14 protein-coding genes are annotated in these 17219 nt (G+C 76.1%); 7 read left to right on the plus strand and 7 right to left on the minus strand.

Annotation, left to right across the window (positions count from 1 at the left end):
* Positions 1-279 precede the first annotated feature (279 nt).
* The 4 genes from ACFVFS_RS26630 (at position 280) to ACFVFS_RS26645 (ending at position 8248) form a co-directional block, all read left to right on the plus strand.
* Positions 280-3684: an FtsX-like permease family protein gene (locus tag ACFVFS_RS26630; protein ID WP_380627231.1), complete on the plus strand. Its 3405-nt coding sequence runs from the start codon at positions 280-282 to the stop codon at positions 3682-3684.
* Positions 3681-6509, plus strand: a complete 2829-nt coding sequence (locus tag ACFVFS_RS26635; RefSeq protein WP_380627232.1) for an FtsX-like permease family protein — start codon at positions 3681-3683, stop codon at positions 6507-6509. The genes ACFVFS_RS26630 and ACFVFS_RS26635 overlap by 4 nt, the downstream gene beginning before the upstream one ends.
* Before the next feature lie 61 nt (positions 6510-6570).
* Positions 6571-7566, plus strand: coding sequence for an ABC transporter ATP-binding protein (locus ACFVFS_RS26640; RefSeq protein ID WP_380627233.1), 996 nt, complete (start codon positions 6571-6573; stop codon positions 7564-7566).
* 106 nt (positions 7567-7672) lie between these two features.
* Positions 7673-8248: a helix-turn-helix domain-containing protein gene (locus tag ACFVFS_RS26645; RefSeq protein WP_380627234.1), complete on the plus strand. Its 576-nt coding sequence runs from the start codon at positions 7673-7675 to the stop codon at positions 8246-8248.
* A gap of 90 nt (positions 8249-8338) precedes the next feature.
* Here the strand turns inward: ACFVFS_RS26645 and ACFVFS_RS26650 are convergent, their stop codons facing one another.
* The 6 genes from ACFVFS_RS26650 to ACFVFS_RS26675 all read right to left on the minus strand — a co-directional run bounded on the left by ACFVFS_RS26650 (position 8339) and on the right by ACFVFS_RS26675 (position 13706).
* Positions 8339-8914: a hypothetical protein gene (locus ACFVFS_RS26650; RefSeq protein ID WP_380627235.1), complete on the minus strand. Its 576-nt coding sequence runs from the start codon at positions 8912-8914 to the stop codon at positions 8339-8341.
* 97 nt (positions 8915-9011) lie between these two features.
* Positions 9012-10490 (minus strand): insulinase family protein, encoded by a 1479-nt coding sequence (locus ACFVFS_RS26655; protein ID WP_380627236.1) that lies wholly within the window; start codon positions 10488-10490, stop codon positions 9012-9014.
* 61 nt (positions 10491-10551) lie between these two features.
* The gene (locus ACFVFS_RS26660; RefSeq protein ID WP_380627237.1) at positions 10552-11460 is read right to left on the minus strand and encodes a phytoene/squalene synthase family protein; all 909 of its coding nucleotides are present in this window, start codon (positions 11458-11460) and stop codon (positions 10552-10554) included.
* A gap of 94 nt (positions 11461-11554) precedes the next feature.
* Positions 11555-12445 carry a dihydrodipicolinate synthase family protein gene (locus tag ACFVFS_RS26665; RefSeq protein ID WP_380627238.1) on the minus strand — a complete coding sequence of 297 codons (891 nt, stop codon included), beginning with the start codon at positions 12443-12445 and terminating at the stop codon, positions 11555-11557.
* A 1-nt stretch (position 12446) separates the two neighbouring features.
* Positions 12447-13310: an aldolase gene (locus ACFVFS_RS26670; RefSeq protein WP_380627239.1), complete on the minus strand. Its 864-nt coding sequence runs from the start codon at positions 13308-13310 to the stop codon at positions 12447-12449.
* 210 nt (positions 13311-13520) lie between these two features.
* Complete coding sequence (locus ACFVFS_RS26675; RefSeq protein WP_380627240.1) at positions 13521-13706, minus strand: hypothetical protein; 186 nt, start codon at positions 13704-13706, stop codon at positions 13521-13523.
* A 623-nt stretch (positions 13707-14329) separates the two neighbouring features.
* Here ACFVFS_RS26675 and ACFVFS_RS26680 point away from each other — a divergent pair.
* Together ACFVFS_RS26680 and ACFVFS_RS26685 are read left to right on the plus strand one after the other, a co-directional pair.
* Positions 14330-14953 (plus strand): AAA family ATPase, encoded by a 624-nt coding sequence (locus ACFVFS_RS26680; protein WP_380627241.1) that lies wholly within the window; start codon positions 14330-14332, stop codon positions 14951-14953.
* Positions 14954-15077: 124 nt separating this feature from the next.
* Positions 15078-15833: a thioesterase II family protein gene (locus ACFVFS_RS26685; protein ID WP_380627242.1), complete on the plus strand. Its 756-nt coding sequence runs from the start codon at positions 15078-15080 to the stop codon at positions 15831-15833.
* A gap of 106 nt (positions 15834-15939) precedes the next feature.
* On the opposite strand, the gene ACFVFS_RS26690 is transcribed toward ACFVFS_RS26685, so the two are convergent.
* The gene (locus tag ACFVFS_RS26690; RefSeq protein ID WP_380627243.1) at positions 15940-16428 is read right to left on the minus strand and encodes a MarR family winged helix-turn-helix transcriptional regulator; all 489 of its coding nucleotides are present in this window, start codon (positions 16426-16428) and stop codon (positions 15940-15942) included.
* 92 nt (positions 16429-16520) lie between these two features.
* Between ACFVFS_RS26690 and ACFVFS_RS26695 the strand changes: the two genes are divergently transcribed.
* Complete coding sequence (locus tag ACFVFS_RS26695; protein ID WP_380627244.1) at positions 16521-16895, plus strand: DoxX family protein; 375 nt, start codon at positions 16521-16523, stop codon at positions 16893-16895.
* Positions 16896-17219: the final 324 nt, after the last annotated feature.

A 17219-nucleotide genomic window follows, 5' to 3' on the forward strand; every position in this document is an offset into this window, starting at 1 on the left:
TTTGTTTGAAGTGTTCATGGCTTCGCGGAGCCGGCGTTCCCTGACGTATCGTCAGGCGTGGTCCGGCGGCGGTTCGGAGCATTTGTTCATTACTTATATCCTTCGCGCAAGTCCCTTCCTTTCTTTGACCGGATCTGACAGCATCGTCCGCTATCCGGTGATCAAGCGCCGGTGATCACCGTGACGGCGCCCCGGGGGGCGCCCATCCGCGCAGTGGGAGACGTGCGCCCGGTACGGGCGGCGCCGCGCGGACACCATGAGGACCGGGGGAGGAACAGGATGCTCGGCTTCGTCGTGCGCCGTCTGCGCGGGCGACTGCCTCTGGCCGCCGCCGCCCTGCTCACCGTACTGATCACGACGGCGGTGCTGACGGCGCTGGTCGCCTTCCAGCGCACCGTCGGCGAGGTCGGACAGCGCCAGGCCCTCCAGGGCCAGGGGCACCCGAGGACCACCGTGGTGGTCAACTCGGAGCACGGGCTGGACCGGCGGGCCAAGGACGACGCGGCGGTCGGCGACTACGCCCGCACCCTCTTCGGCGACCTGCCGACCGAGACCCGGGGACTGTCCCGCAGCCGCTCCTACGGACTGCCGGGCGGCCCGTCGGGCGGCGCCGGGACTGCCCAGACGGGCAAGCAGGCGGGCACTCCGGCCGCCGCACAGCCCTCCGCCCCGCAGTCCTCGGCCGCTCCACAGCCCTCCGCCCCGCAGTCATCGGCCGCTCTACAGCCCTCCGCCCCGCAGCCCGGTGCGGCGAAGGAGGACGACCTCACCCTCCTCGCCGCCCTCGACCGCCAGTACGTCCGCCTGCTCGCCGGTGACTGGCCCGCCGCCGGTGCGCCCGGCGCCCCCGGCCCCGTCCAGGCGGCCGTCCCGCAGGCCGCGCTCACCCGGCTCGGCCTCGCCGCCGACGCCCTCCCCGCCGAGGTCCGGCTCACCGACCGCTACGGCGGCGCCCCGCTCACCGTCCGGATCACCGGCGTCTACCGCGCCAACGACCCCGCCGAGCTCTACTGGCGGCTCGACCCGGTCGAGGGCCGTGAGATCCTGGTCGGCGGCTTCACCACCTACGGCCCGCTGCTCGTCGACGACACCGCCTTCACCGCCGCCGGCATCCCGCAGAACGGCCGCAGCTGGCTGATCGACGCCGACTTCACCGGCGTCGGCGCCACCGCCGTCGGCGCCCTGCGCGACCGGATCACGCCGGCCCGCGACGCGCTCGACAAGAACGCCGGACTGGTCGCCCGCACCGAACTGCCCGACCTGCTGCGGGAACTGGACTCCAGCGCCATGGTCGCGCGCTCCACCCTGCTGATCGGCGCCCTCCAGCTGATCGTGCTGGCCGCCGCCGCCCTGCTGCTCGTCGTCCACCTCATCGCCACCCGCCAGCAGGCCGAGAACGCCCTGCTCGCCGCCCGCGGCGCCTCCGGGCTGCGCCTCGGCGGCTTCACCGCCGCCGAGTCCCTGCTGCTCGCACTGCCCGCCGCCCTGCTCGCCCCGCTGCTCACCCCGCCGCTGCTGCGGGTGCTCGCCGGCTTCGGCCCGCTGCGCCACGTGCCGCTGGACACCTCGCTGCGCTGGACGCTCTGGCCGGTCGCGATCGCCTGCGCCCTCGGCTGCGTCCTGCTCGCGGCCGTTCCCGCCCTGCTGCGCGGCGCCGGCGCCGCCGTGCTGCGCCGGGCCGGCAGCCGCCAGGCCCTGGCCGCGGGCGCCGCCCGCTCCGGCGCCGACCTCGCCCTGCTCGCCCTGGCCGTCCTCGCCTACCAGCAACTCTCCCGCTACAGCGGAGGGTTGTCGCCGGACGCCGACGGCCGGCTCGGCCTCGACCCGGTCCTGATCGCCACCCCCACCCTGGCCCTGGGCGCCGGCACCCTGCTGGCGCTGCGGCTGCTGCCGCTCGCCGCCCGCCTCGGCGCCCGGATCGCCGCCCGGGGCCGCGGCCTCGGGCCCGCCCTGGTCGGCTGGCAGCTCGCCCGCCGCCCCGGCCAGGCCAGCGGACCGGTCCTGCTCCTGGTGCTCGGCGTCTCCACCGGCGTCCTGGCGCTCGGCCAGCACGACACCTGGAACACCTCCCAGCAGGACCAGGCCTCCTTCGCCACCGCCGGCGGCCTGCGCATCCACAGCGCCCACACCGCCCCGCTCGGCCAGGGCAGCCGGTTCGCCGCGCTGCCCGGCGGCGACCGGCTCGTCCCCGTCAGCCGCCAGGAGCAGTCCCTGCCGGACAACGGCCACGGCCAGATCCTCGCCCTGAACGCGGCCGCCTTCGCCGAGCGAGTCCCGGTCCGCCCCGACCTCCTCGACGGACAGGACCCGAAGCGGCTGTTCACCCCGCTCGCCGGGAGCACGCCCACCCCCGCCGCGGCCGGAGTGCCGCTGCCCGGCCGGCCGCAGCGCATCGAGGCCGAGGTCACCTTCACGCCCGACGTCCGCCCGGCGAGCGCCGACGGTACCCCGCCGGTGCCGGCCAGGATCCCGGACGCGTGGCTGCTGCTGCGCGACCGCCACGGCGTCTCGTTCGTCGCCCCGCTCAAGGGCATCCCCGCCTCCGGCGCGGGCCGGGCCACCGTCGACCTCGCCGCGCTCACCGACGGCGGGCTCAGCCGGGTCTCCGCGCCGCTCAGCGTCATCGGCCTGACCCTCTCCTTCGGCCCCACCGACGGCGGCGAGCTGACCGTCGGCCGGATCGCCGCCGCCGACGACGCCACCGCCCCGGCCGCTCCGGCCGCCCTCCCGGCCGGCCTGGCCTGGGCCAACACCGGCGACGGCACCGCGCGCAACGCCAAGGTGATCGTCCCGCGCGAACCGTCCGACGACCGCCGGCTGCTGAGTGTGCGCTACACGCCCACCACCGGCAGCCTCGGCACCCAGCGCGCCGTCGTCACCCCGGCCGGCGCCGAGCCGCCGGCCGCCGTCGACGGCGTCGCCACCCGCGGCTACCTGGCCGCCACCGGCTCCGCGGTGGGCTCGACCGTGCGGGTGCCGTTCGGCCTCACCAGCGTCCAGGTGCGGATCACCGGAGAGGTCGAATCGCTGCCCGTCGCGGGCGACACCGCCCTGCTGGTCGACCTCGGCACGGTCGGCCGGGCGCTCGCCGCCGCCGGGCGCGAGACCCCCGTCCCCACCGAGTGGTGGCTGCCCGCCACCGGCCCGGACGACCCCGTCCCCGCCCAGGCCGCCGCCGCCCTGCGGGCGGCGCCCGGCACCCCGGGGCTCCAACTGCGCGACGAGGTCGCCGCCGGCCTCCTCGGCGACCCGCTCAGCGCTGCGCCGCAGAACGCGCTCGCCGCGATCGCCGTCGTCACCACCGCGCTCGCCGCGATCGGCTTCGCGGCCGCCGCGGCCGCCGCGGCCGGCGAACGCGCCCGCGAGTCCGCGCTGCTGGTGGCCCTCGGCACCCCCCGGCGCCGCCTGGTGCGCACCGCCGCCGCCGAGCAGGCCGTCCTGGTCGGCCTCGGCAGCCTGGTCGGCCTCGGCCTCGGCGCCCTGATCGTCCACCTGATCGTGCCGCTCGTGGTGCTCACCCCGGAGGCCCGCCGGCCCGTCCCGGAGGCCGTCGTCGACCTGCCGCTCGGCACCGCCCTGCTGCTGGCCGCCGCGATCGCCGCCGTCCCCCTGCTATCGACCCTGCTCGGCGGCCGCCGTCGGCGCGACGTGGCCCAGCGACTGCGGCACCTGGAGGAGATGTGACCAGCCCGGCCGACACCGCGGCCCCCCGGCCGGCGGACGCCGGGCCGGACGCCGCCCACCGCCCCGCGTCCTGGGTGCGCACCCGGCTGCGCGCGGCCCCGCTCGCCGCCCTGCTGACCGCCGTCCTCGCGTTCGGCACCGTCTTCCTCGCGGCCGCCTTCCCACGCCTGCTGGACCGCACCGCCGACCAGGGCCTGCGCGACTTCCTCCGCGACCGCGGGCCGGCGGCGACCAGCATCCTCGCCACCGCCGACCTGGGCGGCGCCGGCGCCGGAGGCCTGGCCGACGACGCCAAGCGCCTCGACGAGGACGCCGCCCGGCTCACCGCGCGTACCGGCATGCTAGGCGTGGCCCCCGGCGGACCGGTCTACGGCGCCCGCAGCGGCAAACCGCGCTCCCTCACCAACGACGGCCTGGCCCGCCCCGAAGCGGTCAACCCGACCATGGACCTGCTCTACGTGCAGGGCCTGCGCGACCACGTCACGCTCGCCGAGGGCGACTGGCCGGGCGCCCCCGCCCCGAACGCGCCGGTCCCGATCGCCATCAGCCGCGGCGTCGCCGAGACCGTCGGCATCCGCCTCGGCGACGTCCTGGAGACCGGCCCGACCACGCCCGACGACTCCCCGCCCCGGGCCAAGGTGGTCGGCATCGTCGACGTCAACGACCAGGACGACCCCTACTGGAGCGACCTGCCCTGCCCCAACCGGGCCTGCCTCGCCTACACCAGCGGCAAGCTGCCCGCCGCCTACTGGCGCACCGGCGGACTCGTCGACGGCTCCGCCCTCGACCGGATACGGGCCTGGCAGACCGGCGCCCAGGACTTCTGGCGGCTGCCCGTCGACCTCGACGCCCTGCGCGCCGACCGGCTCGGCGCGACCGAACGGGAACTCGCCTCCTACCTCACCGGGCACACCGCCAACACACTGGCCAACGAAACCGTGCGCCCCGGCCTGCGGATCAGCTCGTCGATGCCCACCCTGCTCCGCCAGGCCGTTGCCCGGCAGGAGGCCACCGCGCCGCTCGCCTCGATCGGCCCGGCCGGACTGGCCGGCGTCGGCGCGGTCGTGCTCTGCCTGGCCGCCGCACTCGCCGGCGACCGGCGGATCGCCGAACTCCGGCTGCTCCAGGCCCGCGGCGGCTCCCGGACCGGAGTCGTCCGGCGGCTGCTCGCCGAGGGCGCCGTCACCGTCCTGCCCACCGCCGTCCTCGCCACCGGCCTGGCGTTCCTGCTGCTGCCCACCCCGCGCTGGGGCGGCACGCTGCTCGCGGCCGCGGCCGTCGCCCTGTTCTCCCTGCTCGCGCTCCCGCTGCGCGCCGCCCGGCTCTGGTCCAAGCCCCGGACCGACAGCGCCCGGCGGCGCGTGGTCGGCGAACTCGCCGTCCTGGGCCTGACGGTCGCCGCCGTGGCCGAGGTCCGGCGCCGCGGCGTCGCCCCCGTCGGCGAGGGGGCGGACCCGCTGCTGGTCGCGGCCCCGCTGCTGCTCGCGCTCACCGGGGGACTGGTGCTCGCCCGCCTCCAGCCACCGCTGCTCGGCGCCCTCGCCCGGGCGACCGCCCGGCGGCCCGGCGCCGTCGGCTTCCTCGGCCTGGCCCGCGCCGCCCGCGGCTCCGGAGGCGGACAGCGGCCCTCCGTCCTGCCGCTGCTCGCGCTGCTGCTCGCCGTCACCACCGCCGGCTTCGGCGCGACCGTGCTCGGCGCCGTCGACACGGCGCGCACCTCCGCCGCCCGGCTCAGCGTCGGCGGTGACGCCTCCGTGCTCGTCCCGATCGGCGTCACCGTGCCCGCCGGCTTCGCCGACGCGGCGGGCGCCCTGCCCGGCGTACGGGCCTCGGCCCGGATCTGGGCCGACACCGAGGTGTTCGTGCTCGGCGGGAACGGCAGCACCCGGGTCTTCGCGGTGGTCGCCGATCCGACCGCCTACGCGGAGATCTCCCGCTCGCTCGGACGCGGCGCCTTCGACCCGGCCGCGCTGTCGGGCGGCACCGGCGCGCCGGACGCACCCGTGCCCACCCTGGTCTCCACCGCGCTCGCCAAGCAGCTCGGCCCGGAGGCCACCCACCGCCTGCGCCTCCCGAACGGCGGCGAACTGCTCACCGCCACCGCCGGCACCGTCGACGGCACGCCCGCCCTCCAGGGCGACGACCGGCTGTTCGTGGTGCTGCCCGCCGGCCCGGCGGTCGCCGTCGCCCCCGAACTCGACCGCACCAACCTCTGGCTGGGCACCGGCTCCGTCGACGAGGGCGAGCTGCGGCGCCTGGTGCGCGAGAAGATCGCCACCGGCACCGAGCGCGCCGCGGCCGTCACCGGCGCGGCCGGGCCGGACGCCCTGCCGGACGGCTACACCGTGCGCACCAGCGCCTCCGTCACCGCCGAACTCGGCGACGACCCGCTCCAGCACTCCGCCGCCCGGCTGTTCTGGACCGCCGTCCTCGGCGCGGGCTCGCTCGCCCTGGTCGCCGTCCTGCTCACCCTGGTCCGCGCCGCACCCGAGCGCACCGCGCTGCTCGCCCGGCTGCGCACCATGGGCCTGCGGCCCCGGCAGGGCCTGACCCTGATCCTGGTCGAGACGCTCCCGCAGACCCTCGTCGCGGCCGTCGGCGGCGGACTCGTGGCACTCGCCGCGGTCGCCCTGCTCGGCCCGTCCTTCGACCTGTCGATCCTGGTCGGCGCGGAGATCCCGCCCGGCCTGCCGGTCGACGTTCCGGCGGTCCTGCTGCCGACGCTCGGCCTCGCCGGGCTCGTCGCGGCCGGCATCGTCGCCGAGGCGCTCATCGCCGGCCGGCGCCAGATCGCCACCGAACTGCGGGCGGGGGACCAGCGATGACACCCCCGCGCCCGACCGACCCCGACACCACCACCCCAGCGCCGACGAGAGGAGAGCCGCGGTGAACGGCAGCGCCCAGGACCAGCAGACCGCCCAGGCCCCCACCTTCCAGGAACTCCAGGAGCGGGCGCGCGCCGCCGCGGCCGGCCCCAGGACCGCCCACGGCGCGGACGCCGCCATCGTCTGCGACCGGCTGGTGCGCATCTTCAGCGCCCAGGGCATCGAGGTACAGGCCCTGCAGGGTCTCGAACTGACCATCCGGCAGGGCGACCTGGTCGCCCTGGTCGGCGCCTCCGGCAGCGGAAAGTCCACCCTGCTGACCATCCTCGCCGGACTGGACGTGCCGACCGCCGGCACCGCCACCGTCGCCGGCCGAGACCTGCTGGAGATGTCCCCCCGCGAGCGGCTGCGCTACCGCCGCGAGGTGGTCGGCTTCATCTGGCAGCAGACCGCCCGCAACCTGCTGCCCTTCCTCACCGCCGCCGAGAACATCGCCCTGCCGATGCAGCTGCGCGGCGGCCGCAAGACCCACGGCGGCGCGCGCCGGCAGGCCGCCCGGGTCGCCGAGCTGCTGGAGGCCCTGGAGATCGGCGAACTCGCCCGCCGGCGGCCGAGCGAGATGTCCGGCGGCCAGCAGCAGCGGGTCGCCATCGCCGTCGCCATGGCCAACAACCCGCCGGTGCTGCTCGCCGACGAGCCCACCGGCGAGCTGGACTCGGAGACCGGCGCGAGCATCTTCGAGGCCTTCCGCACCGTCAACCGCGACCTCGGCGCCACCGTCGTCATCGTCACCCACGACCCGATGGTGGCCGGCGAGGTCCGCCGCACCGTCGCCATCCGCGACGGCCGCACCAGCAGCGAGGTGCTGCGCCGCACCCTCACCGACGAGCACGGTGAGGAGTCGGTGAACGAGACCGAGTACGTGATGCTGGACCGCACCGGCCGCGTCCAGCTCCCGGCCAAGTTCCTGGAGGCGCTCGGCATGGAGCACCGCGTCGCCGTCGAACTCGCCCCCGACCACATCGCGGTGCGCCCCGACGACCTCGAAGGGCACTGACCGGGCAGGCGGGCGGTGCCGGACGGCCGCCGACCGGCCGGCGCCGCGGTGCTGGGATACTGGACCGGAAGGTTCCGCGGTGGCGACAGGTGGTGAGGGGCGGCCCATGAGCAGCCGGGTGAGGGTGCTGAGGAAGCAGAACCGGCTCAGCCTGGAGGCGTTGGCGGCGCAGGTCGGCGTCACCAAGAGCTATCTCTCCAAGGTGGAGCGCGGCCTCAGCGACCCGTCGATCTCCACCGCGCTCAAGCTCGCGCACGCGCTGAACGTGGACGTCGGGCGGCTCTTCTCGGACGAGGTCGAGCCCGAGCTGGTGACCGTGGTGCGGGCCGGCGAGCGGACCCCGATGGCGGCGGGGGCCGCCGCGGGCACCGCGCGCTACGAGGGCATCGCCACGGGGCTGGCCGGCAAGCAGATGGTGCCGTTCATGATGCACCCGCCGCTGGAGCCCGGTGACGCGCCGTTCAAGTCCCACGCGGGCGAGGAGTTCCTCTTCGTGCACGCGGGCACCGCCGAGCTGGAGTTCCCGGAGCGGACCGTCGCGCTCGCCCCGGGCGACAGCGTCTACTTCAACGCGGCCGTGCCGCACCGCTGCCGCTCCACCGGGGAGGCGCCGGCCGCGATCCTCGTGGTCATCCACGACGACCCGGCCGGCCCCGGCGACCGCGTCCCGACGCTGCCCTGACGGCCCGGCGGCCGACGGTGCGGCGTCCGATGGGCGGGGGCCTGAGCGCCCCTTGATCTCGGCGCCCCTTGATCTCGGCGCCCCGTGGCCTCAGCGTCCCTTGCCCTCGAAGCGGACGAAGTCGCGCCCGGCCGGACCGGCCTGCAGGCCGAGGGACTGGCCGATCACCACGGCGGGCGCGCCGACCAGCTCGCACAGCCGGCCCATCAGCTCCTCGGAGGAGGTGCGGCGGCCGTCCGGCGCCGGGTCGTTGCGCAGCCCGGCGAGCGCGGCCGGGTCGGCCAGGCCGGCCTTGGTGCCGATCTTCCCGCAGATCGCGTCCCAGTCGGCCCGGTGGGCGGCGTACTCGGCCGGGTCGGCGGGCGGCGTCCAGTCCCGGGCCCAGCCCAGGGTCTCGTACCCGCCGCCGGGGAAGCACACCGTGACGCACAGGCCCCAGTCGGTGTCCTCCAGCAGCCAGACCGCCGTCTTGGTCTCGACGGCGAGCGACCACGCGGGGTCCATGATCCGGCTGCGGCTGATCCGGCCGAACCGGGGCTTCGGCGGGTCGAACAGCAGGCCGGTGCCCTCCGGCCCGGCGTAGAGGTAGCCGCCGCGCTTGCCGCGCGGGAGGGCGGGGAGCACCTGGTCGGCGGGGGCGGAGGTGATGGCCGCGTAGGTGGGCACGGTGGTTCCTTCTGGCAGGGGTGAACGGCTTGGCGCGCGGGCAGGCGCCGGACGGCGGGTGGGTCGGGTGAGTGGGGCGGCCGGCTCGGTCGGCAGGTCAGTCCGCGGCGCGCAGCGCGGAGGCGTGGTAGATCAGGTGCGCCGGGACGGCGGCGTCGATCGCCCGCAGCGCGGGCCCGAGGTTGGCGAAGAGGTCCGGCACGACCGGGACGAAGCAGGTGCTGTGTCCGAAGACGACCCGGCCGGCCCCGCGCACCTCGACCGCCGCGACGTCGTCGAACGGCACGTGGTGGACCTCCCCGTCGGGCTCGCGCGCCCACACCCCGGTGGCGTCGACGACCAGCCGGGTCCGGCGGGCCGCCGAGAAGCGCAGCCGGTCGCCCAGCGCGGGCCGGAAGACCTGGCCGCCCTCGGGCAGTTCGGTGTGGCCGGTGCAGCGGTGGCGCGGCACCGGCGTGCCGTCCGGCAGGCGCGGCTCGACCTCGGTGGCCTCCGGCACGACCAGCAGCGCGGTGTCCAGGGCCGCGGCGAAGGCCTGCCGGGCCTGCTCGGGCGTGACGGCGGCGGCCGCCGCGAGGCGGGTCGGCGCGTCCCGGTACGGCTGGCCGAAGAGCGAGCGGGCGGCGGCGGCCCCGAGTTCGAGGATCGTGGCGCGCGGATCGGTCCAGGCCTCGCGCAGCGCCTCGCGCTCCTCGGCGAGTTCCTGCTCGGTGACCCCGTCGCGGGCCAGCCGGACGGCCTCCTGCCAGAGCAGCTCGCTGACCTTCTGCTCCTGGCCCTCGCGGGCGTCGACGAGGACGGTGTACTCGCCGCGGCCGTCCCCGGCGTCCGTGCAGGCGCCGGCGACGTCGTAGGAGAGCCCGTGTTCGTGGCGCGCGCTGTCGCGCAGGCGCTGCGCGAAGACGTCCAGGGCCAGCCGCAGCGCGTCGTCGGCGAGCACCCCGTGCAGGGCGAGGCCGGGGCCGGGCACGTCCTCCGGCCGCCAGGACGGCCCGGTCGGCAGGGCGGGCAGGCTGCGGTCGTGCCCGGGCCGTTCGCCGGCGGGCAGCGGCAGGCGCAGCCCGGCGGGCGGCGGGCCGGTGAGGACGAGCACGGCGTTGCCCGCGTGGAAGTAGCGGGCGCGGGCCTCCTGGACGGCCTCGACGGGGATCCGGTCGGCGCCCGGGCCGCGGTAGGCGGCCAGGCCGACGCCCTTGACGCCGTAGCGGTGGGAGAGGAGTTCGCCGGTCTGCGGCGCGGCGGCCCGGCCGTCCTCGGCCTCCAGGACCCCGGCCTCCCGGTCGATGCGGTCCAGCGGGAGGCCGCCCAGCGCGGTGCAGACCCGGGCGAGGAAGTCGACGACCTGCTCGGGCTGCCCGGAGCAGGTGAACTCGGTGACCTCAAGGTCGACGGAGGCGTTGTGGTCGTGGTGCAGCCGCGGCAGCGTGCTCATCGCGAGGTGCTCGATGAGGTGGGTCACCCCGAGCGTGCGCAGCGTCTCGTCCCGCACCCCGCAGCCGAAGACCAGGGCGGCCTCCAGGGGGCCGGGCGCCGATGCCCAGAAAACCGGTATACCGTCGATGACCTCGTGATTCACCCGGCGATCATACGGGCGGCCGGATCCTCCCGGCGACCGGATTGCCGGGCGGCGCCCGCCGTCAGCGGTGGCGGCGGGCCCGGAGGTACTCGCGGGCGAGCAGGCGCAGGGCGGCGGGCTTGGCAGGGCTCGCGGAGCGGTGCAGCAGCGCGCCGAGGTCGGCGCGCGCGGCGGCGCTGGTGAGCGTCTCCACCTCGACGACGCAGCGGACCATCGGCCGGTGCGCGGGCGGCACCAGGCCGATGACGGCCCGGCCCTCGGCGAGGGTGCGGTCCGCGGTGTCGAGCAGTTCGCCGAGCAGGGCCCGCACGGCCGGCCGGTCGCGGGCCTGCTCCAGGTCGGCCCGGGAGACGCCGTGCCGCTCCAGCGCCTGCGCGGGGAGGGTGAGGCGGCCGTCCGCGAGGTCCTCGGCGAGGTCGTTGACGAAGTCGAGCCGCTGGCTGCCGTCGATGAACGTCCGGCAGGCGGCCCGGTAGGCGTGCTGGTCGCCCGGCGGACCGAGCAGGGCGGCGACGACCATGAAGCCCGGCAGCGAGTACCCGTCCACGTAGCGCTGGTAGTCCTCCTCGGTGGCGAACCCGGTGAATTCGAGGTCGGCGTCGGCCGCCGCCAGGTGGTCCAGGACCCGGTCGCGCAGCACGGGGTGGGCGGCGGCACTGTGCAGCAGGGGGCGCAGCCCGGGGTCGTCGGTGCGCCCGGCGGCGAGGCCGTCGGTGACCTGCGCCCGCCATCGGGCCGCGGCCTCCCGGCGTCCGGCGAGCGGACCGCTGTCGAGCAGGGTGTCCGTGCGGTGCATGAACGCGGCCGCGGCGATCACGTGCGGGACCGTCCGCTCCGGCAGCAGCAGCCCGGCGGCCACCGCGACCTCGCGGCGGTAGCGGGTCACCTGCTCGCGCTGCCGCCCGTACTCCGCCCGCAGCCCGGGCTCCCGGACCCCCGCCGCGTCCAGCGCCCGCTCCCACCTGCTCATCCGGTCCGCCTCTCCCTCCGTGTCGGAAGGGACGAGCCTAGACAGTGCGCCGCCCGGACACCTATTCGGTGCCCGGGCGGCGCGCGGAAGGGGCTCAGGCCGTGGCGGCGAGCAGCTCGGCGAGGCGGACGGTGCCGGGCTCGTCGAGGGGGAGGAGCGGACGGCGCGGGGCTCCCGCGTCGAGGCCGAGCAGGGCCAGCCCCGCCTTGACGGTGGTGGGCAGGCCGCCGCGGAGGATGAACTCCAGGACGGGCAGCTGGCGGTAGAACACCTCGCGGGCGGTGTCCAGGTCCCCGGCGCGCACGGCGCGGTGGAGGGCGAGGACGGGGCCGGGGATGAGGCAGGGCGCGGCGGTGCACCAGCCGGCCGCCCCGGCGGCGAAGGCCTCCAGCGCGAGCGGGTTGCTGCCGTTGTAGAACGGCAGCTCGCCGTCGGTGAGTTGGGCGAGCCGGTGCATCCGCTGCACGTCGCCGCTGCTCTCCTTGACCATGGTGATGTTCTCCACCCGCCGGACCAGCGAGACCATCAGCTCGGGGGAGAGGTCGATGCCGCTGGTGGCCGGGTTGTTGTAGATCATCACCGGGACGGAGACGGCGTCGGCGACCTCGGTGAAGTGCCGGACGACCTCGCGTTCGTCGAGCTTCCAGTAGGACTGCGGCAGCACCATCACCGCGCTCGCGCCCGCCTGTTCGGCGAACCGGGCGCGCCGTACGGCGTTGCGGGTGGTCAGGTCGGCGACGCCGACCACGGCGGGCACCCGCCCGGCGACGGCGGCGAGCGCGGCCTCGGCGGTGGTGTACCACTCCTGGTCGTCCAGGTAGGCGCTCTCACCGGTGGAGCCGAGCGGGGCGATGGCGTGGCAGCCGGCGTCGATCAGCCGGTCGACGAGCGCGGTGAGGGCGGCGGTGTCGACGCCGCCCGCCTCGCCGGGGGCGAACGGGGTCACCGGGTAGGCGATGATCCCCTCCAGGACGAGTCCGGCCATCTCAGGCATCTCCCTCGGTGCGGGTCGCGTTGCGGGCTTCGGTGGTGGCTTCGGTGCGGGCTTCGGCGCGGGTTTCGCCGGCGGTGAGCGCGTCGCCGTGGCCGGCCCGCAGGGCGCGGCGGGCGTAGTAGGCGAAGTTGGCCTGGCTGCGCTTGGCGGTGGAGGTCCAGTCGTGGGCCTCGCGGGCGAGCGCCTCGGGTATCTCCTGGATCCGGCCGGCCGCCGAGGCGAGCAGCTGGAGCCGGGCGGCCCGCTCGAAGAGCACGGCGAGGGTGCAGGACTCCTCGACGCCGCCGGTGGCCACCAGCATGCCGTGGTGGGCGAGGAGCAGGGCGCGCTTGTCGCCGAGCGCGGCGGAGATCAGCTCGCCCTCCTCGTTGCCGACCGGGATGCCGGGCCAGCTGTCTAGGAACGCGCAGTCGTCGTACAGCGGGGTGAGGTCCATGTGCGAGACGACCAGGGGCGTCTCCAGCATCGACAGCGCCGAGATGTGCAGCGGGTGGGTGTGGATGATGCAGTTCACGTCGGGGCGGGCCCGGTAGACCCAGCTGTGGAAGCGGTTGGCGGGGTTCGCCATGCCCTCGCCCTCCAGGACCTCCAGGTCCTCGTCCACCAGCAGCAGGTTGTCCTCGGTGATCTCGTCGAAGCCGAGTCCGAGCCGCTGGGTGTAGTAGGTGCCGGGGCGTTCGGCGCGGGCGGTGATCTGTCCGGCCAGGCCGGAGTCGTGGCCGGCGTCGAACAGGATCCGGCAGGTGAGGGCGAGCCGCTGGCGGATGGTCCAGCCGTTGTCGGGGATGGCGGTGCGCATCCTGCGGTGCGCGAGGTCGACCAGGTCCGCCTTGGCGGTGGTCATGGTGTCGGCCATGCCGGGGTTCTCCTTCGTCCGGGTGGGGTTCCTCCGGGTGGGGGCGGCGCGCCGCGGCGGCCCCGGGGGCAGGGCGGCGCACCCGTGTCCGGCGGCCGGACCGACCGACCGGTGAACACGTTGTTCACCATAGGACACCTTGTGTCCTACTGTCGACGGGGAACCCCGGCCGCACCTTCCGGCGGGTTCGGCGAAGGAGCTGGACGAACGTCAACTGCCGCCGCTGATGCGGCGGATCAGGCCCGAGCGCTCGGCGTCCGAGCGCAGGTCGCCACCGGGGGCGTCACCGTCGTCACGGTCGCCGCGGGCCGCGGCCGTGCAGAGGGCGAAGACGAGCAGGGCGCTCGCCGCCGCGGCGAGGATGCCCAGAGCGGTCAGCACACGGAGCCAGGTCACGGAAGGTGCCTCCAGAGGGACGGCGCGAGGAAGTGCCGCCGGGGATATCGGCAGACCGGCCCGCTCGGTCGAGTGTCCACGGGCGGATCCGGCGGGCGACCGCCGCGCAGAGGGTCGTGCGCGCGGGCGGCCGAAGCACGGACGGCGTGCACGGGCCCCGCGGCGCGCTCCGGGCGCCGCCGGTGCCGATTCGGCGCGCGCCGCCGCACCGCCCCGGGGTCCCCGCCATGTCCAGCCTTCCGCCCGTCGCACCCCGGACGTCCCGGAACTGACGATTCATCACGAAACGGCGACCACCCTAGGGCGTCCGGGCCGGTCGGAGGTATCGGACGGACCCGTTCGGGTGAGCCCCGGGAGCGGGGGCCGCGGCGGACGGGTCCCCGGCGGCGGCCGTCGACGCCCCGCCCCGGCTTCCGGGGGCCGTGCGGTGCTGCTCCGATCGCGGACACGGTCCGTGATCGTCCGAGCCGGTGCGAGGGCCGGGGCCCGGGGGCGGAGGGAACCGTTCGGGGGGCGGGCGGCGTGGATTGTTATCGTTCCAGGTCGGACCCCGGACGGGATGAGAGAGCAGCATGGACAGGTCGGCCATCGTCGATGGGCCGGGGACGGGACGGGCGGCGGGGATGGAACCGCGGGGCCTGGTGGACCTGCGCGGCGAGGAGGGCGCGCCGTTCGCCGTCCACTACCCGGGCGACGCCGTCGTGGTGGTCTCCGGACTGCCCGGCAGCGGCAAGAGCACCCTGCTGCGCCGCTGGTCCGCCCGCGCCCCGCACGCCGTGACCGTCGACCCGCGGGCGGCGCACGAGGCCTGCGCCGCCGTCATGCCGGAGCGCCTGCCGTACGCGGTCTACCGCCCCTGGGCCCGGCTGGAGCACTTCCGCCTGCTGCGCCGCTCGGTGCGCCGGGGCGGGCCGCTGCTGGTGCACGACTGCGGAAGCCGGGCGTGGATGCGCCGCTGGCTCGCCCGCGAGGCGGCCCGGCAGGGGCGGGACCTCCACCTCGTCCTGCTCGACGTGGGCGAGGCCGCCGCACTGGCCGGGCAGCGGGCGCGCGGCCGCTGGGCGTCGCGGCGGGCCTTCGCCCGGCACGGGCGGGGCCTCGGCCGACTGCTCGCCGTGCTCACCGCGCACGCGCGCGGCCACTCCGCCACCCCCGTGCCGGAGGCGGTGTCGGTCCTGCTGCTGGACGGCGCCTCCCGGTCGCGGGCGGCCGAGGCGCGGTTCGGTGCCGGAGCGGCGGACGGCTGACCTCGGTCGGCCGGCCGACCGGCGGCGGTCCGCCCGGCGTGCGGTTGACGCGGGTGCGGGTCGGCCGGGGAGACTGTGCCCGGACAAGATCGTGTCGACCCGTCAGCCATGAGGAGCTTCCCGTATGTCCGGCCGCACCGCCGTCACCGACAGCCTCTGGTTCCGCCGATTCCACCCCTTCGACGCGGCGCCGGCCCGGGTCGTGATGTTCCCGCACGCGGGCGGCTCGGCCGGATTCTTCCGGGACTGGTCGGCCGACCTCTCGCCGTACGCCGATGTGCTCGCCGTCAAGTACCCCGCCCGGCTGGACCGGATCGAGGAGCCGGCCCTCGACTCGCTGTCCGAGCTCGCCGACCGCGTCTACGCGGCGCTGCGGCCGTGGGCCGACCGGCCGCTGGTCCTGTTCGGGCACAGCATGGGCGCGGCGGTCGCCTTCGAGGTGGCGCGCCGATTCGAGCGCGACGGCGTGGCCGGCCCGGTGCGGCTCTGCGTCTCGGGCAGCCGGGCGCCGTCCGAGCCCCGGGACTCCGCGGTGCACCTGCTGTCCGACGAGGGGCTGCTCGCCGAGCTGGCCCGGCTCGGCGGCACCGACGAGCGGCTGCTGGCCGATCCGGAGCTGCGGGCGCTGATCCTGCCGTCGCTGCGCGGCGACTACACGGCCATCGAGACGTACCGCGCCGGGCGCGAGGAGACCGTCGCGGTCCCGGTCACCGCCCTGACCGGCGACGCCGACCCGCGGGTGACGGTCGAGCAGGCGCGCGACTGGGCCGCGCACACCACCGGGGACTTCGACCTCCACGTCTTCCCGGGCGGCCACTTCTACCTGACCGGTCAGCGCCGTGCGGTGCTGGAGGTCGTGACCTCCCGCCTGGAGGCCTGACCGGAGGCGGCGCCGGGCCTCGGCCGGTCCGGCGCCGTCGTGCTCCGGTGCGTCGTGGTCCGGCGCCGTCGTGCTCCGGCCCGTCGCGGCCCGGTGCCGCCGTGCGTCAGCGCCGGGGCGGGGGCCAGGTCAGGCCGGGGTCCATGGCCTGCAGCACCTGGAGGCAGATCCGGCGCAGCTGTTCGAGCTGCTCGGCGTCCAGCGGGTCCACGACCAGGGACCGGACCTGCTCCACGTGGCCGGGCGCGCTGTCCACGAGCTTCTGGAAACCGTCCTCGGTGAGGACGGCGTTGGTGGCCCGGCCGTCGCCCGGGCAGCGCTCGCGGCGGACGTAGCCCTGCCCTTCGAGCCGCGTGACCACATGGGACAGGCGCGAGAGCGAGCCGTTGGCGAGGACGGCGAGGTCGCTCATCCGCAGCGTGCGCCCCGGGGCGTCCGAGAGTCCGGCCAGGACGAGGTATTCGAACTGGTTCAGCCCCGAGTCGGCCCGCAGCTGGGCGTCCAGGGCGGCGGGCAGTTTGATGATCATCGCGCTGAACGCCTTCCAGGCCTCCAGTTCGGATGTGCTCAGCCAGCGCGGTTCGTCCCTCTCCATGGCGCCCACTCTAGAACCCGATCATTCACTTGACGCTTCAAGTAGGTGGGGAGTACTTTTCTTGAAGCTTCAACTCAAGTCATCGGAGTGACATGAACGTCTTTCTCTGGGTCCTCGCCGGCCTCCTCGCCGCCCTGTTCCTCGCGGCCGGCACGCCCAAGCTGCTCCAGTCCAAGGAGAAGGTCATCGAGGCCACCGGGACCTGGGCGGTGAACTACCCGCCGGCCGCGATCAAGGCGATCGGCCTGCTGGAGATCCTGGGCGGCATCGGCCTCGTCCTGCCGTCCGCCGTCGACATCGCGCCCGGCCTGGTGCCGGTCGCGGCGACCGGGCTCGCGATCATCATGGCCGGCGCCGCCGTCGTGCACGGCCGGCGCGGCGAGGGCCGGAGCGTCGTGGTCAACCTGCTGCTGCTGGTGCTCGCGGCGGTCGTGGCCTGGGGGCGGTTCGGTCCGTACGCGTTCTGACACGCGGTCACTGGGCGGTCGGCGGCGATCGAGATCGGTCACAGGACATCAAATGTTGACACGCTTGTGACAACAAGTCGTGCGTGAAGCCTTCCCCAAGTGCGCACCGTTCTGGCATGTTGCGTTCAATTCCCGTGTGATCCCCTCCAGCACGGGACGATCGGAGGACGCACGTGTCACCCCTGATATCCCGGCGAGTCGGCCGCCCCGCCGCCGCACTCGCCCTCCTCGCCGCCGCGGCCCTGGCCGCTCCCGCGACCCTGGCCACCGCGGCGCCCGCCGCCCCGGCCGGCGCCGTCCCGGCGGCCGCCGCCCCCGCCCCGC

It is taken from the genome of Kitasatospora sp. NPDC057692, assembly GCF_042799475.1.
Lineage (GTDB): Bacteria > Actinomycetota > Actinomycetes > Streptomycetales > Streptomycetaceae > Kitasatospora.